Annotated in this window: 19 protein-coding genes; 2 read left to right on the top strand and 17 right to left on the bottom strand. The window is 61.3% G+C overall.

Annotation, left to right across the window (positions count from 1 at the left end; translation table 11 throughout):
* Nucleotides 1-20: 20 nt before the first annotated feature.
* Nucleotides 21-836 carry a Bax inhibitor-1/YccA family protein gene (locus KTJ78_RS00510; protein WP_217131722.1) on the top strand — a complete coding sequence of 272 codons (816 nt, stop codon included), beginning with the start codon at nt 21-23 and terminating at the stop codon, nt 834-836.
* 445 nt (nt 837-1,281) lie between these two features.
* Here the strand turns inward: KTJ78_RS00510 and guaA are convergent, their stop codons facing one another.
* The 7 genes from guaA to rarD form a co-directional block, all read right to left on the bottom strand.
* On the bottom strand, nt 1,282-2,853 hold the full coding sequence (gene guaA, locus KTJ78_RS00505; RefSeq protein WP_217131720.1) for a glutamine-hydrolyzing GMP synthase: 1,572 nt from the start codon (nt 2,851-2,853) through the stop codon (nt 1,282-1,284).
* A 19-nt stretch (nt 2,854-2,872) separates the two neighbouring features.
* Entirely contained in the window at nt 2,873-3,322 is a 450-nt protein-coding gene (locus tag KTJ78_RS00500) for a DUF3817 domain-containing protein (protein ID WP_217131717.1), read from the bottom strand.
* 4 nt (nt 3,323-3,326) lie between these two features.
* Nucleotides 3,327-4,148, bottom strand: coding sequence for an SURF1 family cytochrome oxidase biogenesis protein (locus tag KTJ78_RS00495; RefSeq protein ID WP_217131716.1), 822 nt, complete (start codon nt 4,146-4,148; stop codon nt 3,327-3,329).
* A gap of 122 nt (nt 4,149-4,270) precedes the next feature.
* Entirely contained in the window at nt 4,271-5,923 is a 1,653-nt protein-coding gene (locus tag KTJ78_RS00490; protein WP_217131714.1) for a glycerol-3-phosphate dehydrogenase/oxidase, read from the bottom strand.
* Nucleotides 5,924-5,928: 5 nt separating this feature from the next.
* Nucleotides 5,929-7,050, bottom strand: a complete 1,122-nt coding sequence (locus KTJ78_RS00485) for a GuaB3 family IMP dehydrogenase-related protein (protein ID WP_217131713.1) — start codon at nt 7,048-7,050, stop codon at nt 5,929-5,931.
* Nucleotides 7,051-7,065: 15 nt separating this feature from the next.
* Entirely contained in the window at nt 7,066-8,568 is a 1,503-nt protein-coding gene (gene guaB, locus KTJ78_RS00480) for an IMP dehydrogenase (RefSeq protein WP_217131711.1), read from the bottom strand.
* Between the two features lie 61 nt (nt 8,569-8,629).
* A complete protein-coding gene (rarD, locus tag KTJ78_RS00475; RefSeq protein WP_217131709.1) occupies nt 8,630-9,562 on the bottom strand; it encodes an EamA family transporter RarD in 933 nt (310 codons plus the stop codon).
* Between the two features lie 63 nt (nt 9,563-9,625).
* Here rarD and KTJ78_RS00470 point away from each other — a divergent pair, with 63 nt between their 5' ends.
* On the top strand, nt 9,626-10,210 hold the full coding sequence (locus KTJ78_RS00470) for a hypothetical protein (RefSeq protein WP_217131707.1): 585 nt from the start codon (nt 9,626-9,628) through the stop codon (nt 10,208-10,210).
* Here KTJ78_RS00470 and KTJ78_RS00465 read toward each other — a convergent pair.
* The 10 genes from KTJ78_RS00465 to KTJ78_RS00420 all read right to left on the bottom strand — a co-directional run bounded on the left by KTJ78_RS00465 (nt 10,207) and on the right by KTJ78_RS00420 (nt 20,529).
* Nucleotides 10,207-11,244 (bottom strand): ABC transporter ATP-binding protein, encoded by a 1,038-nt coding sequence (locus KTJ78_RS00465; protein WP_217131705.1) that lies wholly within the window; start codon nt 11,242-11,244, stop codon nt 10,207-10,209. The genes KTJ78_RS00470 and KTJ78_RS00465 overlap by 4 nt on opposite strands.
* Nucleotides 11,241-12,044, bottom strand: coding sequence for an ABC transporter permease (locus KTJ78_RS00460; RefSeq protein ID WP_217131703.1), 804 nt, complete (start codon nt 12,042-12,044; stop codon nt 11,241-11,243). Before KTJ78_RS00460 ends, KTJ78_RS00465 begins: the two co-directional genes overlap by 4 nt.
* A 3-nt stretch (nt 12,045-12,047) precedes the next feature.
* On the bottom strand, nt 12,048-12,872 hold the full coding sequence (locus KTJ78_RS00455; RefSeq protein WP_217131701.1) for an ABC transporter permease: 825 nt from the start codon (nt 12,870-12,872) through the stop codon (nt 12,048-12,050).
* 9 nt (nt 12,873-12,881) lie between these two features.
* Nucleotides 12,882-13,970: an extracellular solute-binding protein gene (locus tag KTJ78_RS00450; protein ID WP_254259223.1), complete on the bottom strand. Its 1,089-nt coding sequence runs from the start codon at nt 13,968-13,970 to the stop codon at nt 12,882-12,884.
* Between the two features lie 39 nt (nt 13,971-14,009).
* Nucleotides 14,010-14,483, bottom strand: a complete 474-nt coding sequence (locus tag KTJ78_RS00445; RefSeq protein WP_217131700.1) for a DUF3830 family protein — start codon at nt 14,481-14,483, stop codon at nt 14,010-14,012.
* A gap of 32 nt (nt 14,484-14,515) precedes the next feature.
* A complete protein-coding gene (locus KTJ78_RS00440; protein WP_217131698.1) occupies nt 14,516-15,244 on the bottom strand; it encodes a gamma-glutamyl-gamma-aminobutyrate hydrolase family protein in 729 nt (242 codons plus the stop codon).
* Nucleotides 15,241-16,731 (bottom strand): aldehyde dehydrogenase, encoded by a 1,491-nt coding sequence (locus KTJ78_RS00435; protein WP_217131696.1) that lies wholly within the window; start codon nt 16,729-16,731, stop codon nt 15,241-15,243. Before KTJ78_RS00435 ends, KTJ78_RS00440 begins: the two co-directional genes overlap by 4 nt.
* A gap of 286 nt (nt 16,732-17,017) precedes the next feature.
* On the bottom strand, nt 17,018-17,878 hold the full coding sequence (locus KTJ78_RS00430) for an enoyl-CoA hydratase/isomerase family protein (protein WP_217131694.1): 861 nt from the start codon (nt 17,876-17,878) through the stop codon (nt 17,018-17,020).
* Nucleotides 17,875-19,104, bottom strand: a complete 1,230-nt coding sequence (locus tag KTJ78_RS00425; RefSeq protein WP_217131692.1) for a CaiB/BaiF CoA transferase family protein — start codon at nt 19,102-19,104, stop codon at nt 17,875-17,877. Before KTJ78_RS00425 ends, KTJ78_RS00430 begins: the two co-directional genes overlap by 4 nt.
* 42 nt (nt 19,105-19,146) lie before the next feature.
* Entirely contained in the window at nt 19,147-20,529 is a 1,383-nt protein-coding gene (locus tag KTJ78_RS00420; RefSeq protein ID WP_217131689.1) for an SLC13 family permease, read from the bottom strand.
* Nucleotides 20,530-20,594 lie beyond the last annotated feature (65 nt).

Below are 20,594 nucleotides of genomic sequence, written 5' to 3'. Positions count from 1 at the left end.
ATCGAAAGGGACGCCGCTTCATGAGCAATCCGGCACTCCGCAATAACCCCGCCTTCAGTGGTAAAACCATGTCGGCAGAAGAGCTTCGTCAGATGTACGATGCTTCTGCCGCCGCTCCGCCAGCGCAAAAGGCTGAGATTCAGAAGAACATGCCCGTCGAGGGCGCTTCTGATGACCCTATGACCTACGAAGACACGATTCACAAGACGGCAGCGCTTCTTGGCACGACCATCGCCGCGGCTGCGGTGGGGTGGATCATGCCCGGCCTGCTCCTCGTGGGCGTCATCGGCGGTCTCGTCTTTGGCCTCATCCAGGCTTTCAAGCGCGAGCCGAACCTCTTCCTCATCTTTGGCTACGCCGTTCTTCAGGGCGTCGCGCTCGGCGCGATCTCGGGCATCCTCAATGCCTCCTACCCTGGCATTGTCTCGCAGGCACTCATCGGCACCCTCTCGGTGTTTGGTGTCATGCTGCTGCTCTTCCGCTCGGGCAAGGTTCGCACGAGTCCCAAGATGACGAAGATCGTGCTCGGCGCAATGCTCGGCTACTTCGTCTTTTCGATGGTCAACTTTGTTCTGATGCTGACCGGCGTCACCACCGACGCTTGGGGCCTGCGCACCGGCGTTGAGATCTTCGGCATTCCCCTCGGCGTGGTGATCGGCATTCTTGCCATTCTGCTCGCGTCGTACTCGCTCGTCATGGACTTCGAGTTCGTCAAGAACGGTGTTGAGTCACGCGTACCCCGCCGCTACGGCTGGATGGCCGCGTACGGCCTCACCGTGACCCTCATCTGGCTGTACATGGAGATCCTGCGCCTCCTCGCGATCTTCCGCGACTAGCCACCAAGGTCGTTGCCTCAGGTGCCTTCCCGCTTCGGCGGGAGGGCACTTTTTTGTTGATCCTCAGCTGTCGTCTCACCCTGCCCCGCCCTCAGCGGTACCCGGGTCGAAGCTCGGGGCCGTTGTTGGCGCTAGCTCGGTCACCGGCATGCGCTGCTCGGCTTTTCCTGGTCCACTTGACGAAAAGCAGGGTGTTTTCGCGTGAACACCCTGCTTTTCGTCAAGTAGACGGCCAAATCGCAAACAGGCCGGCCGAAGCGACGCCCGGGGGCCGAAGCGATGCCCGGGGCAGAAGCAACACCCAGAGGCCGAAGCGATGCCTGCCGAAGCAACGCCAGGGCTCCGGCCGAAGGCAGCGCCCGAAGGCCGAGACCCCCGCCCAAAGACTACAAAGGGCCCCCGCCGCAACACGCGCGACGAGGGCCCAGAGTCTATGCGGGAGGGGTTACTCCCACTCGATGGTTCCCGGGGGCTTCGGGGTCACGTCAAGCACGACGCGGTTCACCTCGGCCACCTGGCTCGTGATCTGGTGCGAGATGTGCGCGAGCACCTCGTAAGGAATGCGTACCCAGTCGGCCGTCATCGCGTCTTCGGTCATGACGGGGCGCAGCACGATCGGGTGACCGTAGGTGCGCTCGTCGTTCGTGACGCCAACCGAGCGTACGTCTGCGAGCAGTACCACGGGGCACTGCCAGATCTGGTCGTCAAGGCCGGCTCGGGTGAGCTCCTCGCGCACGATGAGGTCTGCAGCGCGAAGCACCTTGAGGCGCTCCTCGGTGACCTCGCCTACGACGCGAATGCCGAGGCCCGGGCCTGGGAAGGGCTGGCGCGCAACGATCTTCTCAGGAAGGCCGAGCTCGCGACCGACCGCACGAACCTCATCCTTGAACAGGGCCGCGAGCGGCTCAACGAGTTCGAAGGTGAGGTCTTCTGGGAGGCCGCCAACGTTGTGGTGGCTCTTGATGTTCTTCGTGCCGTCGCCCACGCCCGACTCGACGAGGTCGGGGTAGATCGTTCCCTGCACAAGAAAGCGGATCGGGTCGTTCGCTTCTTTCGCTTCAGCGATCAGCTCACGCTGAGTCTGCTCGAAGACGCGAATGAACTCGCGGCCAATGATCTTGCGCTTCTGCTCAGGGTCGTTGACGCCGGCGAGTTCGCCGAGGAACTGTGCCCGCGCGTCGACGGTGATGAGGCGCACGCCGGTTGACTTCACGAAGTCAACCTCAACCTGCTCCTGCTCACCCTCGCGAAGCAGCCCGTGGTTCACGAAGACACAGGTGAGCTGGTCGCCCACGGCCTTCTGCACAAGGGCAGCCGAGACGGCAGAGTCAACGCCACCAGAAAGTGCACAGATGACACGGCCGGTTCCGACCTGCTCGCGAATCTTCGCGATCTGGTCTTCGACAATCGATGCAGCGGTCCAGGTGCCTTCGAGGCCGGCGATGCCGCGCACGAAGTTCGTAAACAGTTCGGTGCCGCGCTCTGAGGTGCGCAGCTCGGGAAGCCACTGGACACCGTAAACACGGCGCTCGTCGTTGCCGAATGCAGCGATGGGTGCTGCGTCACTCGAAGCGATCGCAGTGAAGCCCTCGGGCAGCCCGGTAACGGTTTCTTCGTGGCCAAGCTGTACCTTTGCGTCGCCTTCTGCCCCGGCAAAGAGCGGTGAGGCCTTGGCGGTGATGGTGAACACACCGTGCTCGGCCGCGCCAACGTTCTCGACCTTGCCGCCAAGTTTCGCGACAATCGCCTGCATCCCGTAGCCAATGCCGAGAACAGGAATACCGAGGTTAAGAAGGTCTGCATCAAAGCTCGGAGCATTGGGGTCGCTCACGAGGTTTGGTCCGGTGGTGAAAATCAGGGCGCTCGCCCCTCGCTTGCGCACTTCGTTCGCGGTGATCGAGTGAGGAACGAGTTCAGAAAACGCTCCGGTTTCACGCACGCGGCGTGCAACGAGCTGCGCATCTTGCGCACCAAAATCTACAACGAGCACAGGGCCCTGGGTCGGCGTCTCACTCATGACGCGATCTCCTTCGTGGTTATGCCGCAACTGCGGCTTCTCGTTTTTCGAGGTAAGCGTTTACCTGCTTCGCGGTGCGCCCTTCAAGGAAGAAGGAGAGGAAGGGAATGACCCCGCCAAGCGCGAGAAGCAGGAAACGCCAGAATGGCCACCTCATCGGGCTCCACAGCATGAAGTTTGAGATGAGGTAGACCACGTAGAACCAGCCGTGAGCGATAAGAATCGCTTTGAAGAGGTTGAAGCCTTCGCGCACGAACTCTTCTTCCTGCCCCAGCGGAATCGTGGGGTAAAAGTGGAACGCACCCTGGGGTGTGTTCACAAAGAGCTCGACGCCAAAAGCGTACTTCATCACCATGACCGCGCACAGGAGCAAGAGCATGATGCCGGTCACAACCGAGGTGACCATGTAGGCCTTCAGAGCTTTGCGAATGCGAGGGAAATCTTCAATCTTGGGTTCAAGCACAGCCATAGCTCTATTCTACGCGTGCCTCACCTGATGATTCAGCCTGGAGTTGCATCAACTCGTGTTCCTTCTCCCAGGCGTCTCTCGTGAGGCGGTACCAGAAGAAGATGGCAAAGCCGGCGAACACGATCCACTCAATCGCGTAGAAGAGGTTGAGCCAGTTAATTTTCTCTTCGGGCAGCGGTGGAAAAGAGTCGATCTTGTCGAGGCCGTCTGGGGCATTCTCTGAGACGAGATAACCGGCAAACGCGGTGCCCTGCCAAGGCTCCCAGAGGTTGATCGACTGCCCTGTCGCGAGCGCCTCATACACGTCGAGGGGTTCGCCCGGGCTAGGAAGAACCGCACCCTCTGAAGGCATGTAACGGCCTTCAACCTCGTGAACGGTGGTGAACGCAGGATCGGTGTCGAGGGCTTCAAGGGCCTCCTGGGCCTCAGCTTCGCTCTCGGCCCACCCGACCGCAACGGTGAGGTGCTCGTCGGCCGCCTCATTCTCGAAGTGGCTCACGACCCAGTAGCCCTTTTCGTTCTGATTCATGCGCGAGCCAACGATGTACGAGTCGCCGGGAACGAGACGCATCTCGTCGGTCACCATGCGGCCGCCCATGTCTTCGTTCACCGGCTGGCCAGTCTTCGTGAGCTCGTGAATCTCGTAACTCGTCTCAGAGTCGAGTGTCGTCTCGGTGAGCTTCACCGCCGTGCCCATCTGCCACTGCGCAAGACCAGCGAATCCCGCGCCGACGGCGAGCGAGAGAATGAGCGCGAGGATCCACCTCGGCCGCATCATCACTCGAAGCAGTGTGGGGTCGCCTTCGTAGTGGGGGCGCTTGCTCATGTGACTCCTGTTACTCGCAGAACCTACCCCTTGAGCCTACCCAGGTGTGGCTGAGAATTGCCGTGCGCAAACGCACGGGAGGCGTGCTACTCGCTGGCATCTCACACCTTCGAAGTCTGGCGCTACGGGCGATTATTGCGCACCCGATCAGCAGCCTCGTCGGTGAGCTGCAGCTGGCTCTCGATCTCGGCGGCGACGCGCTCGAGGTAGCGCTGCACCTCGGTGTCGCGCTGCTGCTCGCTCCAGTCGAGTGCAGCCGCCATAAGGTCAGCAGCGACGGGGGCGGCAGCGAGTCCACGATCTTCGGCCTCAATCGAGACGCGCGTGCGCCTCGTGAGCACGTCATCGAGGTGCAGCGCGCCCTCTGCTTCGCAGGCGTAGACGATCTCGGCGAGAAGCGTGTCATCGGCGCCAGGGAGCGTTGCCGAGAGCTCAGGCTTGGCCGCGAGGAGCTCACCAATCGCCCGCACGTCTGAACCGTATCGACGCAGCAGGCGCTCTGATTGGCGAAGCGTGAGCCCGTGCTGCTCGGCAAAAATGGAGCGTCGGTTCCAGTGGGCGGCAAACGATTCGCCGCCGCGCAGCACCACCGTGTCGGTGACCGAGGTCGTGTGCGGGGCCACGTGATCAATGACGTCGGAAGCCATGACCCGATAGGTCGTGAGCTTTCCGCCCGCGATCATCGTGAGTCCCGGTTCGACCGTCGCAACCGTGTGCTCTCGCGAGAGCGTCGAGGTGTTCTCGTCTTGACCACTCAGCAGCGGCCTGAGGCCCGCGTACACCCCGAGCACGTCGTCACGGGTGATGGGGTGCTCAACGACGCGGTTGACCTGATCAAGCAGGTAGTCGATGTCGGCCTCCGTCGCGGCGGGGTGGGCTTTGTCGAGGTTCCAATCGGTATCGGTCGTGCCAATGATCCAGTGCCTGCCCCAGGGCAGCACAAAGAGCACGCTCGTCGCGGTGCGCAAGAGTAGGCCTGCGTGCGAGTCAAAACAGTCGCGTGGCACGACAATGTGCACGCCTTTGGAGGCACGCACGCGGGGGCGGATCTCGGTTTCTGCGAGGCCAAGTACGTCGTCGGTCCACACGCCCGCCGCAATGACGATCTCTCTTGCGCGAATCGTGAAGGTCTCGTCGCGCTCAAGGTCTCTTGCCACCACCCCAACAACGCGACCGCTCTCGTGCACGAAGCCCTCGGCCCGAACGCGGCTTGCGGCGGCTGCGCCGTGATCGACGGCGCTACGCACGACCGAGACCACAAGCCTCGCATCGTCAACCTGGCCGTCCCAGTAGCCGAGACCACCAACAAAGGCATCGTGTTTGAGACCGGGTGCCACGCGCTTCAGCTGCCGCCGCGAGAAGTGGCGGTGAAAGCGCATGCCGGCTTTCGTGCGGGAGGCCCTCGCGAAGAGGTCGTAGAGCAGCATGCCCGCCCCGACGTAGCAACGTTCAATGACGGGCGTTTCGAGCGGGTACAGCAGTTTGATGGGGGTCACGAGGTGCGGGGCCAGGCGTTGCAAGAGGAGCCCGCGTTCGCTCAGCGCTTCGTGCACGAGCGAGAAGTTGAGCTGTTCGAGGTAGCGAATGCCACCGTGAACGAGTTTCGATGAGCGCGACGAAGTACCAGATGCCCAGTCGCGGGCCTCGATGAGCCCAGTTTTGAGGCCGCGGGTTGCTGCGTCAAGAGCGGCCCCCGCCCCGGTGATGCCGCCACCGATCACGAGCACGTCTACCTCTTCGGTGTGAAGTGAAGTGAGTGCTCGTGACCGGTTCATGGCGGTTACCGTTCTACGTGAACAATGTCGACCCTCTGGAATTCCTTCAGGTCTGAGTAGCCCGTGGTTGCCATCGCCCGTCGCAGCGCCCCGATGAGGTTCGAGGTGCCGTCGGCCGAGTCAGCGGGCCCATTGATGATCTGTTCGAAGGGAGCAACTGCCCCCGCGTTCATGCGAGCGCCTCGTGGCAGCTCGTCGTGGTAGGCCTCTTGGCCCCAGTGCCAGCCGCGTCCCGGTGCGTCGCTCGCTCGGGCGAGTGCCGCACCGAGCATGACCGCGTCGGCGCCGCAGGCCATCGCTTTAATGAGGTCACCCGAGGTGCCGAGGCCCCCATCGGCGATGACGTGCACGTAGCGCCCGCCCGACTCGTCGAGGTAGTCGGCGCGTGCGCCCGCGACGTCAGCGATCGCTGATGCCATGGGGGCGCGAATACCGAGCGTCGCCCTGGTGGTCGACGATGCGCCGCCGCCAAACCCCACGAGCACGCCGGCTGCGCCGGTGCGCATGAGGTGCAGCGCGGTCTTGTACGTTGCCGCACCGCCCACGATGACGGGCACGTCGAGCTCGTAGATGAACTCCTTGAGGTTGAGCGGCGCCCGGTCTTCGTGCGAGACGTGCTCGGCCGAGACCGTGTTGCCGCGAATGACGAAGAGATCGACGCCCGCCTTCACGACCGTCTCGTAGTGCTCTTGGGTGCGATGTGGCGACAGCGCGCCAGCGACGACAACGCCGGCCTCGCGAATTTCCGCGAGGCGCTCCTGAATGAGTTCGCCGCGGATCGGCTGCGCGTAGACCTCGCGCATCTTGCGGAGCGCCTCGGTCGGGTCGGTGATCTGGGCGAGTTCTTCGAGTACCAGTTCAGGATTTTCGTACCTGGTCCAGAGGCCCTCGAGGTTCAGCACGCCGAGGCCGCCGAGCTTGCCGAGCTGAATTGCCGTTGCCGGCGACATCACCGAGTCCATGGGGGCGCCAAGCACCGGAATGTCGAACTGAAAGGCGTCGATTGACCACGACGTCGACACGAGCTCGGTGTCGCGCGTGCGTCGGGTAGGAACAATACCGATCTCGTCAAAGGTGTAGACACGGCGTGCACGTTTGCCTCGCCCGATCTCGATCTCAGTGCTCACGAAAAGCCTTTCTGGCTAGTTTGAATAGTTGGGGGCATCAACAATGCCCTGAATGTCGTGCGGGTGCGACTCTTTGAGGCCTGCCGAGGTGATGCGTACGAACTCGCCACGCTCCTTGAGCTCGGGAATCGTGCGGGCGCCGACATAGAACATCGACTGGCGCAGGCCGCCGATGAGCTGGTGCGCAACCGCGCCAACCTGGCCGCGGTACGGCACCTGGCCCTCGATGCCTTCGGCAATGAGCTTCTCATCGCTCGGCACGTCAGCCTGGAAGTAGCGGTCCTTCGAGTACGAGGTGCGCTCGCCACGGGTCTGGAGGGCACCGAGTGACCCCATGCCGCGGTAGTTCTTGTACTGCTTGCCACCAACGAACACGAGTTCACCGGGGCTCTCGTCGGTTCCAGCAAAGAGCGATCCGATCATGACCGATGAGGCGCCGGCGACGAGCGCCTTTGCGACGTCGCCCGAGTACTGCAGGCCACCATCGGCAATCACGGGAACACCAGCGGGAGTCGCGGCGCATGCGGCCTCGTAGACGGCGGTCACCTGAGGAACACCGACGCCAGCGATCACACGGGTCGTGCAGATCGAACCGGGACCAACGCCCACCTTGACCGCGTCAACACCCGCGTCAACGAGCGCCTGCGCGCCCCTGCGGGTCGCAACGTTGCCGCCAATGACGTCGAGGTCACGGAACGCCGGGTCTTTCTTAATCTTTTCAATGATCTCGAGCACACCGCGGCTATCGCCGTTGGCGGTGTCGACGATGAGCAGGTCAGCGCCCGCGTCGAGGAGCGCGCCCGCACGCTGCCATGCGTCGCCGAAGAAGCCGATAGCAGCGCCGACGCGCAGACGACCTGAGTCGTCTTTCGTCGCGTTCGGGTACTGCTCTTCTTTGTCGAAGTCTTTGACCGTGATGAGGCCCGTCAGCTTGCCCTGACCATCGATGAGCGGGAGCTTCTCGATGCGGTGCTCGCGAAAGATCTCGAAAGCCTGCTCGCGGCTCGTGCCCGTCGGTGCGGTGATGAGCGGCATGCGCGTCATAGCATCGCCAACGCGCGTTTTTTCGCGGTCAGCCTGCTCGATAAACCGCATGTCGCGGTTGGTGATGATGCCAACGAGCACTCCGGCTTCGTCGACAACGGGAAGGCCGCTCACGCGGTACTCGCCACAGATCGCGTCAACCTCGGCGACGGTCGCGTCAACCGTGGTCGTGACCGGGTCGGTGATCATGCCTGCTTCAGTGCGCTTCACACGATCGGCCATGTATGCCTGGTCTTCAATCGAGAGGTTGCGGTGCAGAATGCCGAGGCCACCGTTACGGGCCATCGCGACCGCCATGCGGGTCTCGGTCACCGTGTCCATCGCAGCAGAGATGAGCGGAATGCCAATACGAATGCGCTTTGTCAGTTGTGTCGCAGTGTTAGCCTCGCTCGGAATCACGTCGGTGTGCCCCGGCAACAGGAGCACATCATCATAGGTGAGACCGGTAAAAGCGAATGGATCACGCTGTTCCATAGAACCTCTTCTCGAGCAGTGGCGAATAGGGCAAAACACGAGCGCCGCTCATGCGTTGTCTCTAGTCTAACGGGATAGGCCCCGTGTGTAATCCCGGGGGCTGCTCAGGCGGTGCTTTGCGCACTTGCCGCACGAGTTCGGTCACGAGCAGCGTGAGCGCAAGCCACACCGCAATGAATCCGAACCAGCGTGCCTGACTCATCTCCTCGCCCGCAATGAAGTAGCCGTACAGAAAGCTCATGATGGGCGTGATGAACTGCAAGAACCCGAGCGTTGAGAGCTTGAGCCTTGCGGCGGCCTCGCCAAAGAGAATGAGTGGCACCGCGGTCATCACACCGCCGAGCATGACGAGCACGCTCACCGTTGGGCTCACCGAAAAGGCGCTGAGGCCCACCGTGAGCTGCAACACGACCGCCTGCACGAGCGCGAAGGGAGCGGTAAGCACCGTCTCAACGGTGAGACCGGTGAGACCCGACACCTGCGAACCAAGCTCCTTATGGACCGCGCCGTAGACGCCAAAGGTCAGCGCGAGGCCGATGGCGATCGTCGGAAAGCGGCCATAGCCGAGGGTAACCGCGAGCACTCCGGCTCCGGCTACACACACCGCGATCCACTGCAGTCTTGAGAGCTTTTCTTTGCGAACGAACACACCAATAAGCACCGTCACGAAGGGGTTCATGAAGTAGCCGAGGGAAGTCTCGAGCACTCGTTCGCTCATGACACCGACAACAAAGATTTGCCAGTTGCCGTACAGCAGCAGGGCCGAGAGCAGCAGTGTAAGCGTCAGCCGGCGATTGCGCAGCACCCTCGCCACGTCGCCCCAGCGCCGCACGAGCGAAATCGCGATGCCGCAAAACACAAGCGTGAACAGCACTCGCCACGGCACGATCTCAAACGGCCCCACCTGCATAATGAGCCCGAAGTACACCGGCAAGAGGCCCCATAGGGCGTACGCCCCTACCCCGTAAGCAAACCCCGCTCTACTCTCTCGCACGATATGTACTGTACTGCCCCATTGCCCAAGGGTGCGACTTTGACACGTGCTAATCTCGACCCCATGAATATGCAGCCACACGGTCAAGCTCCCGCGACGGTTCGAAGGGTCTTCTTGCACAACGACCGCCAGTGGTGGTGGGTACTCGGCGGTGTCAACGCGGCAGCAGTTGTCTTGACTATCTGCTTTCTCTTGCGCCCCATCGGCTACTCGCTGGCTCCCGGCATCATGATGAGCTTCGTGCTCTTTGCCGTGCTCAACGCAATCTTCGTACCGCTGACGATTATCAGGCTCCGAGCCGCGCTCGTCATTGATTATGCCCACGGCACGATCACAGCCGGTGGCGTCACCCACTCTGCTGCGCAGCTTCAGTCACTCATCGAGACGACACGAACGTTTCCAGGAACCGCGCGCATGCTCACCCTCGTCTTTGCTTCGGGCATCGTCGAGATCCAAGTCGACGGCTTCGGCCACACCCCACGCACCAATGCGCGCGACGAGGCCCTCCTCGAATACGTGTGGCGTTGCCTGCCTGTTCCCGATCAGCACCGCTCGATCATCATGAGCGGATCAATGCTCACGAAGAGCCTGATCGGAAAACAGGAGGCAACAGCGTTGTTGCGAAGCTACGCGCACGCCGCGCGCTAGCCCGCGATCCACACCGGGGTATCGGCTGCCCAGCCGATACACACTGGGCCAGGATTCAGGGCAAACTGGGCCCTCGGGGTGACCACCTTGAGGCGGTGACCGCCCATCTCAACAACGTGCACAGCATCGGCGCCACGGTACACACTCGTCAAAAGAGTTGCCGAGTGAGGGGTCTCGGGCGATGCAGCAGCGGCGAGTCGAATGTCTTCTTGTCGCAACATGATGTTGCCTGATCCTTCACCAGAGCCCGGCACCATGAGCATAATCTCGGTCCCGGCCAAGCGCACAGTGGCACCATCTTTCGTGCCCTCTAAGAGGTTTGCCGCGCCAATGAAGTCGGCCGCAAAGGCCGTCGCGGGAGACGAGTAAATCTCTGCCGGGGCTGCGACCTGTTCGATCACGCCCGCGTTCATCAGCACGATGCGGTCTGAGAGGCTCAGAGCTTCTTCTTGATCGTGCGTCACGAAAATGGTCGTCACACCGAGCGATTGATGCAGCTCTTTCAACTCGATCTGCATGTCTTCGCGAAGACGGGCATCGAGGTTTGAGAGGGGCTCGTCGAGCAACAAAAGCCGAGGCTCGGTCGCGATGGCTCGGGCGAGCGCAACACGCTGCTGCTGACCTCCCGAAAGCTCGGTTGGCATGCGCTTTGCGAGGTGCCCCATCTGCACGCGTTCGAGCGCGTTCTGTGCGATATCAAGCTGTTCTTTTTTCGAGTGCTGTTGTTCCATACGCAGACCGAAACGAACGTTCTCGAGTACAGACATGTGCGGAAACAGGGCGTACGACTGGAACATCATGCCGAGCTTGCGCTTTTCAGGGGGCAGATTAGTGACGTTCTCGTCGCCGATGAGAATGCTGCCGCTCGTCACGGTCTCAAGACCCGCAATGCACCGCAGCAGGGTGGTCTTGCCGCAGCCTGAGGGGCCGAGCAACGAGATGAATTCGCCCGATTCAACCGAGAGATCAATGCCGCGAAGTACCTGCGTGCTCTTAAAGTTTTTGACGAGGGAGTCGAGGGTGAGGGTACTCATGAAACAAACAACCTTCCGAGTCCAATAATTTTTTCAAGAATGAGGGTGAGCACCACGGTGAGCAGCACCATGAGCGTTGAGACCGCCGCGACGGTCGGAGAAGTGCTGAACTCGAGCTGGCTGTAGATTGCGATCGGCAGGGTCTCGGTCGACGGGGTGCGCAGGAAGAGCGCGATCACCGCGTCATCGAACGAGATGTTGAAAGCAAAGAAGGCTCCCGCCATGATGCCGGGGCGAGCCGCGGGCAACACCACGAAACGGTAGCGGTTCCAGGTGTTTGCCCCCAAGGTGCGCGAGGCCTCTTCAATAAAGGGGTCTCGCCGTGCCATGACACCCGTGACGGTGCGCATCACGTACGGAATCGTGATGACCGTGTGCACGACCACGAGTACCCAGGCGCTTGGGGCACCAAAGGTGAGTGAGACGAGCGACAGCGCGCCGATCGCGAGAATAATGGTGGGCAGTGTGAGCGGCGACATGAGCAGGCCCTGGATGAACCCGGCGCCGGGAATCGTGAACCGAGTGAGCGCGAGCGCGGCGAGCGTTCCGAGCACCGCCGCAAGAATGGCCGTTGTGACCGCGATCACAAGACTCAGTTTGAATGGCTCAATGTAGGTGTCTTTCGTGAGCGCCTCAACATACCACTGCAGGGTGAAGCCCTCGGGTGGGAACGACAAGAAGCGACTCGTGTTCACCGAGGCGCCGGCCACCACGATGAGCGGCACGAGCATGTACAGTGCGGTGGCGACGATGAGCAGCACACCGAGCACCTTCGCAATAGTGGGAATTGATTTGACCATGGGTTACTTCTTCACCTTCCCGATGCGTGCGGTGGCAACGAGCACGAGCATGACGCCCGCGAAGAGCACGACGGCCTGCGCCGCCGCGAAGGGCCAGTTAAAGTTCGTGGTCGCGTCGACGTAGATCGTCTGGGCGAACACGGGAATCTGGGTGCCGCCGATGAATCGTGGCGTGATGAACGAGCTCACCGAGAGCACGAACACCAGTGAAGCCGCGCCGATAATGCCGGGCTTCGTGAGCGGCAGAATGACGAACCAGAGCGTGCGCCAAAAGCCTGCTCCCATGGTTCGTGATGCTTCCTCGAGACGCGGCGAGATGCCCGACATGACACCGAGAATGGTCAGTACGGCAAAGGGCAGGAGCACCTGCACCATCGCGACCACAATGCCAACCTCGGTACCGAGGAAGCCTTGCGACCCTTTCACGAGCCACTGCATGCCGGGAATCTGCATGAGCAGGCCGTTCGGGCCCATAAGCACGAGCCAACCAAAGGTACGCACAACGACACTCGTCATGAGCGGCAGAATAATGACGATGAGCAGGAACGAGCGCAGCCACGCCTTGGCCCTCACCATGATGTACGAGATCGGCAACGCGATCGCGATGGTCACGAGTGTTTGCATGAGGCCAAGGCGCAGCGAGCGCCACGCTGCTTGCAGGTGGTAGCCCGAGTCGAACAGCTTGGTGAACTGCTCGAGAGTGAACCCGCCTGCCGGCGATTGCACGCTCATGAGAAGCATGCCCGAGACGGGGGCGACAAAACCGACAACGAGCAATGCAATTGCCGGCAGTAAGAGGAACAGTGGTTCCCTACGGGTACTCTTCATGGTGTGACTTTACTGGGTTACGAGGCTGTTCCAGAGATCGGTCCACGCTGCGCGCTTCGTCGCGATCTCTCCTGGTGCATAAGTGATGACGTCGTCGAGTTCGTCGCCGGTGAGCACCTCATCGGCGATATCGCCTGAGAGCTCGGTTTTGACGTTGACGGGAGAGTAGCGCATGCGCTCAGCGAAGACCTGCTGCGCCTCGGGGCGCAGCTCGTAGTCGACAAAGAGCTTCGAGAGCTCGATGTTGTCACGACCCGAGACGACGTTGGTCGTGTGGATCGATGCTCCCGCACCCTCCTTCGGCACGATAAATTCGACGGGCAGGCCCGCGTCCTTCAGCGTTCCCGCGTAGTCCATCGCGTACGGAGCAAGCCAGACGTTGCGCTGTGCAAACGCCGACTGCACATCAGGAGAGGTCGGCACGGCGATCGCATCGCCCGACGAGACGAGCTTTGCGAGTTCTGAGATGGTCGCGTCAGGCTTCTCGAGCGAGTTGCCCTGCGTCTCTGCCATGCGGAGCATCGCGATCAGCCCAAAGGTGTTCGTGAAGTCGGTGATGGCAAGGTGCTCGGCGTACGCATCGTCAAAGACGTCAAGCCACGACGTGGGGCGCGGAGCGCCAGACTCGGTATTGAAGACGAGGCCGATGGGAGCCATCTGCATGGCCGGCCCTTCCCCGCGCTCAAGGCCCGCGACGGCGACCTCGACGAGATCGTCGTAGTTCGAGAGTTCGCTCGGTTCGATAGCCTCGATGAGCCCCTCCTGCGCCGCGGTGAATTCCTGCCCGCCTGAGAAGTGCACCACATCGATCTGTGGGCTCGAGGCCTGGGCCGAAACCTGTGCGAGTGCATCGGCGCTGTACAGGGTGATCATCTCAACCTTCGCGCCGGTTTCTTCTTCGAACGGTTTCACGACGGCGTCAACGAACGCCGCTTCCCAATCGCCACCAAAGGTGGTGACCACGAGGGTCTCGCCCGCGTGGGGCTTTCCTTCTGAACCTGCGTCGCCCTTACCGCCCGAGGCGGTCTGGCTGCACGCGGCAAGCGTGAGCACGCTGAGGGCAGCTACGCCACTCAGCATCAGTTTCTTCATCTTCATGAGTCTTCTCCTTTGAACGTCGATGAAAGCGGGAGGTGTTTAGTCTTCGAGACGTCCGATAGTAATCATTTTTGCGCCGTCGACACGAATAGCAGCCGATTCCTTCGCAAAGGCCTCGAGACCCTCGGTGATCGTTGCCCAGATGTTCACGGGGGTCCAGCCGAGAGGGCCGAGGGTACGTGCGCCGCGGTCGTAGAAAATGCCAATTTCCCACCACTCGAACGGCAGGCCGCCCATCTGCATCGGCTGCTGCCAGTACCACTGCAGATCGCCCGGAGCCGGAACAACCTGCTGGTTCTCGAAGGGCACCGTGGCGGGGTCGAAGTTCTGCGCCTCTTCGGGCAGACCCATCATAACCTCTGGGCCGGCGTACATTGCGTGCATTGTCTGCATCGTGCGGGGCTCTTCGAGCGCGCCCCACATGACCTTGCAGGTCTCGGGTGCGAGGTCTTCAAGCAGCGTCGCGATCGCGCGGGTGCCGTTTTCGTACTCGATGTAAATCTTCTTAGCCATAGTCGTGGTCTTCTTTCTGTTGAGTTGTGGTGCTATGCACCGGTGGTCAGTGTGCGAACAAAAGCGGCGAGCATGCGGTCTTCAACGGCGACCTCATCCTTCGTCTGCATCTTTTCGGGGTGCCATTGCACGCCCCAGAACTGCCATTCGGGGTCGGTCGATTCAACCGCCTCGACGACCCCGTCTGGGGCCATGCCGGTGACGCGCAGGCCACGGGCAGGCATTCCGACCGATTGATGGTGGATCGTGTTGATCTCTCGCTCGGTCACGCCGTACGCTGCGGCGAGCGCCGAGGTCGCGTCGAGCGTCACCGGGTGGCGCCGGTCGAGTTGCTCGGCAGTCGAGACAACGCGCTCATGCCAGGCCGTCGGTTCGATGTCTTCGATGAGGGTGCCGCCGAAGGCGACGTTTGCCACCTGAAGACCTCGGCAAATCGCGAGGGTTGGCAAGCGCATCTCACGCGCGGCGAGTGCGAGCGCAAACTCAAATTCGTCGCGGGCCTCGCTGTACTCTTGCTCAGGATCGGCCTGCGCCCCATAACGGCTCGGGTGCACGTCTTGTCCACCCGTCATCACGAGCGCATCGAGACGACCGAGAATACGCTCGACATTCGTGTCGGGTACGAGCAGCACGGGAATGCCACCCGCACGCTGCACGAGATCGACGTACTCGACGCCAACGGTGTGCGTCGGGCGGCCTGCGCCAAGGTGCGTCGCGATATCACGCTGCCAGGTCGTAATGCCAATAAGCGGTGCGGTCATGAGAGATCAATCCAGGTCGTTTTGAGGTCGGTGAATTTGTCGATGGCATGCAGGCTCTTGTCGCGGCCAAAGCCCGAGCTCTTGACCCCGCCAAAGGGAACGGTCATGTCGCCCTCTTCGAAGCAGTTGACCCAGACAATGCCGGCTCGCAGCCTGCGCGAGACAAGGTGCGCGTTCTTCAGATCGGTCGTCCAGAGCGTCGCAGCGAGGCCGAACTCGGTCTCATTCGCGATCTCGATGGCCTCGTCGAGACTGTCGAAAGCGATGACGCTCAGCACCGGCCCAAAGACTTCCTGCCTCGCGATTTCACTCTCGCGTGCCGCGTTCACGACAACGGGAGCAAAGTACGATCCGCCTTCGATCACGGCGTTCGCTTCTGAACCACCTGCGATGAGGTCGCTCCCGCTGGCTGCAGCCCGCTCCACGAAGCCAGCGACCCTGTCGAGGTGCTGGCTGCTCACGAGTGACCCCATCGGAGCATCCAGGTCGAGTGGATCGGCCGGGCGCTGCAACGCAGCGATGCGGCCCGCGATCTCAAGCGCCTCGTCAAGCCGGTGGCGCGGCACAAGTAAGCGCGACGCTGCCGTGCACATCTGCCCCTGGTTGTAGAAGCAGCCGTGCGCGCTCGCTTCGACCGCCTTGACGAAGTCAGCGTCATCAAGCACGAGGCTCGCGGTCTTACCGCCGAGCTCAGGCCATACCCGCTTACCGTTCGACTGCGCGGCGTACTCGAGAAACTTACGCCCAACCGCGGTCGAACCGGTGAAGGTGATGACGTCGACGTCGGGGTGCAAGCCAAGGGCTTGCCCAGCAACAGCACCAAAGCCAGGCACGACGTTGAAAACGCCGGCAGGAATGCCCGCTTCGAAGGCGAGCTCTGCAAGACGCAGTGCTGAAGCACTCGTGTGCTCATCGGGCTTCAGCACCACACTGTTGCCCGCGGCAAGTGCCGGGGCGAGTTTCCAAGCCGCCATGGTGAGCGGAAAATTCCAGGGCACGACCGCGCCGACAACACCGGCCGGCTCGCGAGTCACGAGTGCGAGCGAGTCTGGCGCGGTGCTCGGCGTTTCGTCGAGCACCTTATCGATCGCCTCGCCATACCAGCGAAACGAGTTCACGACGGCGCGCAGTTCGGTCTCGTAGGCCTGACGAAGCGGCTTGCCCATTTCAAGGGTGATCGTGAGCGCGAGCTCTTCAGCGTGATCGGCAATGTGCTGCGCGAAAGCGATAAGCCGCTGACCGCGGTCACGAGGGGCGAGACCAGACCATACGCCTGAGTCGAAGGCACTTCGAGCCGAAGCCACGGCGCGATCAACGTCTTCAACAGAAGCAGAGGCGATGCGAGTGAGCTCTTGGCCATCGCGGGGGCTCACGAGTGTCAACTCCTCGCCAGAACCGCGTACCCAAGCCCCGTCGATGAACAACTCGTTGCGAAGCGTGAGATCAGATCGAACGCGATCCCACGAAACGGTGGTCGCTGTAAACACTGGTTTTCCTCCTCATTGAGAGTGGCGGTAAGAACGCCGCGCTTAGGCGGCTGTAAAACTTACCCCAGTATGCACGCACCTCGCCAGTTTTGCAAACTTTATGATTCATTTCGGCCACTCTGGTCGAATATCTCACCATTTCAGCCGAACGAAACCCGGTCGCCCCCGCAGTTCTCAAGGCCAACGAGCGCACCGCTGCCGTTTTCTCGAAGGGAACAACAAAACCCGCTGCGTTGGGGTGAAGATTTCACCCCAACGCAGCGGGTTTCAGTGATACCGATATCGCTTAGCGGCTTGCCGCTTCAGGCCAGGTAAAGTTTGGCTTGCGCCCCTCGACGAAAGCGGCGCGCCCCTCTGCCAGGTCTGGGTTCCTTGCAACAACAGCCCACTCAGAACGCCAAGCCACTTCGGCTGCCTGCGCGTCTCGCACCCCGAGATCAATGAGCGCTTTGGTCCGTCGAATTGCGTATGCCGACCGACTCACAAGCCGTTCAAGGTAGGCGTAGGCTTCGACCTCAAAAGCTTCGCTCGGCACGAGAAGAGTAACAAGCCCCCACCGCTCGGCGTCAACGGGACTCACCCTGTCTGCGCTGAAGAGCAGGTGCTTTGCCCGGCTTTCACCCACGAGCCGCACAAGCCGCTCAACCCCGGTGCGCGGATACACAAGCCCGAGCAACGCAGGAGTGATCGCGATACGGGCATCATCAGAACAGATCACGATGTCACACGCCGAGGCAAGCTGCCACCCGCCCCCCATACATACCCCCTTGACGAGTGCAACCGTGGGTTTCTCACAGGAACCAATTGCCGCGTCAAGGCGACTTAAATGGTCAAGACCCGCAGGCGCCTCTTCGCTCGCCCCACGCTCATCAAAGAGCACATCATCAAGCCGCGTAATGTCTGCCCCTGCCGAGAAGTCAGCACCCTCGCCAGTGAGCGCGATCACACGAACCAACGGGTCAGCGTCGAGAGCACGCACTGCGTCTGTGAGCGCATCACAGAGCTCGGGCGTGAGCGAGTTTCGCTTCGCAACCCTGTCGATACGAACGACCCCAAGCCCCTCATCCACATCAACATGCACTGCCCAGTCACGCGTCTCACTGAACTGGGTGTCACTACCTCGCAAGCTACGAAATGTTCCTGTCACAGCGACGCCACCTTACCGGCGCCCACCAACGCGTCAACCTCAGCGCCGGTGTACCCGAGTTCGAGAAGTACTTCACGGGTATGTTCACCCAGCAGCGGCGGTGCGCGGTGCACACCCGTCGGGCTACCAGCAACGTTTAACGGCCCTCGCAGGAGTGGCAACGTGGTGCCATCAGCGCGCTCGGCCCTGTGAATCATGCCGAGAGCCGCAGTGTGTTCGAGCTCAAACACCTGTGGGTACGTGAGTACTGGACCACATGGAATTCCCGCACTGTTGAGCGCTTCGATCCACCTCTCTGCATCTGCTTTCGCGAGCAATTGGGTAAGCTCATCGACAAGCTCCTCGCGGTGTTCTGCCCGCAAACGGCCACTGCAAAAGCGAGGATCACTTGCGAGGTTCGCAGCGCCCAAAACCTCGCAGCATGCTCGCCAATGGGCCTCGGTTGTGACCGCCAACACAATCGGATCACTCGCAGTCGCGAAGGCACCATACGGAGCAATCGTCGGGTGGTCATTTCCCTGCGGGCGTGGAGCCTTTTGATGCGAAAGCGCCCCTTGCCCTTGGTACGCAGAAAGGCTCAAAGCCGTCTCAAACAGCGACGTCGATACGCGCGCGGAGCCATTGCCCCGCGAACGCCCAACAAGGGCAGCTAGCAGCCCCACAGCAGCCGTGAGGCCACTACTAAGATCAACGATCGACAATCCTGTGCGGTAACCCGCCGAACCTACTGGTCCAGTAACCGAGGTGATGCCCGTAACCGCCTGCAACACCTGGTCAAGCCCTGGCCTGTCGCTGAGTGGGCCATTCTCACCATAACCGCTCACTGAAGCGACAACGAGATCAGGGTTCAACGAAGCGAGACGATCGGCTGGGTACCCCATCTTTTCGAGCGTGCCGGGTTTAAAATTTTCAACAAGCGCATCAGCGTTGGCTATGGCCCGGTCGAGCACAGCCCTTCCCTCGTCACTATAAAAATCGAGAGCAACCGATCGCTTATTGCGATTGACAGAGTCGAAGTAGAGGCTGTGCTCAGCATCGAACGGAGGCCATGACCGAGAAGGGTCACCGCTTGCCTTCGATTCAAATTTCACGACGTCAGCACCGAGATCAGCGAGCAGCGCTGTGCAGTGCGGGCCCGCAAGCGCACGGCTAAGATCAACAATCTTGACACCCGTGAGCGGTAACGGCGCAGCCGAATCTTTCGCTCGCGTTTCAGCATGATGCATGGCATTTCCTTTCATCAGAAGCCTTCATTTCGTCAGCAGGGCTCACATCGAACTCGGAATGACAAGCAGCCCAACAAGCAGCACGGGCCCGACAATCACCATCGAGAGACCCCACTGCGTGAGCAGTCGGTTCATACGCGGCCGCTCGTCTTCATCGACGGTTGCCACGAGCGTCGCACCAACCGTTGAGAACGGTGATACGTCAACAATCGACGAGCACACCCCGAGCGCAGCGATCACAGCCCACCCGGCGATATCACCCGAAGCCACCAGCGGAATCGCGAGAGGCACGAGTGCAGCGAGCATTCCCGTCGTTGACGCAAATGCTGAGATCAGGCCGCCCAGTAGACAGATAATGAAGGCGGCGAGTAACGGGTTACCAACCTTGCTGGCGGCTTCACCAAGCATTTCGACCGCACCCATTGCTTCAAGAACGCCAACAAACGTAATAATTCCGCCGACCATGAGCACCGTCGACCAGTCAATCTTTCCCACCGCAGTTTTTCCAGTGACCGGGTCAATCAAGGTCAACACCGCGCCGAACGCGAAGCAAAGCACGCCGATATCAGGGTTCAAATCAAGAATCGACATCGCGACGACACTGATAACCAGACCGATCATGCAAGTCACCGTGGCGAGCTGGGTTACGGTCATGCGCTCATTGACGACGCCGGGAGCCGAGGGGTCCTCAAGCGTTGCGATGCCCGAGGTCACGGCATGCCGACTAGCCGCTGCAAGACCTTCTCGCTCAAACGGGTGTGCCGGAGCAGGGGTACGGGCACTCATGCGAACAACCCCATCACCTGGAATCTCAGTGCCACGACGGGTCAAGAGTCGCAGGCCGCCAAAAAGCACGTATGCGACCGCAAGCAGCACCAAGTTCGTGGCGAGAGCAACCGCAAAAAGAACGAGTGGGTCGAGATCAATATTGACCGAGTGCGCAGTGCCATATGTCACGATGCCAAAGAGGCTCGTCGGCGCAAAGGCACCGGCGCTCAACCCGCACCCGATAGCGAGCCCCATGAGCATGCGATCAATGCCGTATTTTTTTGCAAGCGGCATGCCGACGGGCGCCATAACGAGACCTGCGAGCGGCGAGCCCATCGCGGAAACCCCTGCAGTGAGCCCGAAGAACGCAAGCGGCAGCACCGCAGCCCGATCGCCAACGAGCCGAATCGCGCCCTGTATCAGCCGGTCGACCGTCCCATTTGCCTGCGCAATACCGAAAAAGTATGTAACGCCTACGAGCAACACCAGAATCGAGACGGGAAACCCGTTAACGACTTCGGGAAGCGACATGCCCCCGAGCCAGATGCCGACGCCGCCGGCCACCGCGAACATAATCACTCCGAGATGCACCTTACGCAGTGTCGCGATCACGAAGACCGCAACAAAGATCAGCAAGGCGAGTATTTGGGCCGCCATTGGCCCCCCTTTCCGAGAAAGCCGACCCACACAACCCTCATTGGTTTACTGTGTGAACCAGCGGT

The organism is Leucobacter chinensis (assembly GCF_019049105.1).
In the GTDB taxonomy this organism is placed as follows: Bacteria; Actinomycetota; Actinomycetes; order Actinomycetales; family Microbacteriaceae; genus Leucobacter_A; species Leucobacter_A chinensis.
The sequence above is the reverse complement of the archived record's forward strand: the minus strand, read 5'-3'. Positions and strand labels throughout refer to the sequence as shown.

Excerpts from the sequence above, each read along its gene's own strand:
- KTJ78_RS00465 (WP_217131705.1), bottom strand. The coding sequence starts at position 11,244 with ATGAGTACCCTCACCCTCGACTCCCTCGTCAAAAACTTTAAGAGCACG.
- KTJ78_RS00425 (WP_217131692.1), bottom strand. The coding sequence starts at position 19,104 with ATGCATCATGCTGAAACGCGAGCGAAAGATTCGGCTGCGCCGTTACCG.
- KTJ78_RS00490 (WP_217131714.1), bottom strand. The coding sequence starts at position 5,923 with ATGAACCGGTCACGAGCACTCACTTCACTTCACACCGAAGAGGTAGAC.
- KTJ78_RS00460 (WP_217131703.1), bottom strand. The coding sequence starts at position 12,044 with ATGGTCAAATCAATTCCCACTATTGCGAAGGTGCTCGGTGTGCTGCTC.
- KTJ78_RS00420 (WP_217131689.1), bottom strand. The coding sequence starts at position 20,529 with ATGGCGGCCCAAATACTCGCCTTGCTGATCTTTGTTGCGGTCTTCGTG.
- guaA (WP_217131720.1), bottom strand. The coding sequence starts at position 2,853 with ATGAGTGAGACGCCGACCCAGGGCCCTGTGCTCGTTGTAGATTTTGGT.
- KTJ78_RS00450 (WP_254259223.1), bottom strand. The coding sequence starts at position 13,970 with ATGAAGATGAAGAAACTGATGCTGAGTGGCGTAGCTGCCCTCAGCGTG.
- guaB (WP_217131711.1), bottom strand. The coding sequence starts at position 8,568 with ATGGAACAGCGTGATCCATTCGCTTTTACCGGTCTCACCTATGATGAT.
- KTJ78_RS00470 (WP_217131707.1), top strand. The coding sequence starts at position 9,626 with ATGAATATGCAGCCACACGGTCAAGCTCCCGCGACGGTTCGAAGGGTC.
- KTJ78_RS00455 (WP_217131701.1), bottom strand. The coding sequence starts at position 12,872 with ATGAAGAGTACCCGTAGGGAACCACTGTTCCTCTTACTGCCGGCAATT.
- KTJ78_RS00445 (WP_217131700.1), bottom strand. The coding sequence starts at position 14,483 with ATGGCTAAGAAGATTTACATCGAGTACGAAAACGGCACCCGCGCGATC.
- KTJ78_RS00495 (WP_217131716.1), bottom strand. The coding sequence starts at position 4,148 with ATGAGCAAGCGCCCCCACTACGAAGGCGACCCCACACTGCTTCGAGTG.
- KTJ78_RS00440 (WP_217131698.1), bottom strand. The coding sequence starts at position 15,244 with ATGACCGCACCGCTTATTGGCATTACGACCTGGCAGCGTGATATCGCG.
- KTJ78_RS00500 (WP_217131717.1), bottom strand. The coding sequence starts at position 3,322 with ATGGCTGTGCTTGAACCCAAGATTGAAGATTTCCCTCGCATTCGCAAA.
- KTJ78_RS00510 (WP_217131722.1), top strand. The coding sequence starts at position 21 with ATGAGCAATCCGGCACTCCGCAATAACCCCGCCTTCAGTGGTAAAACC.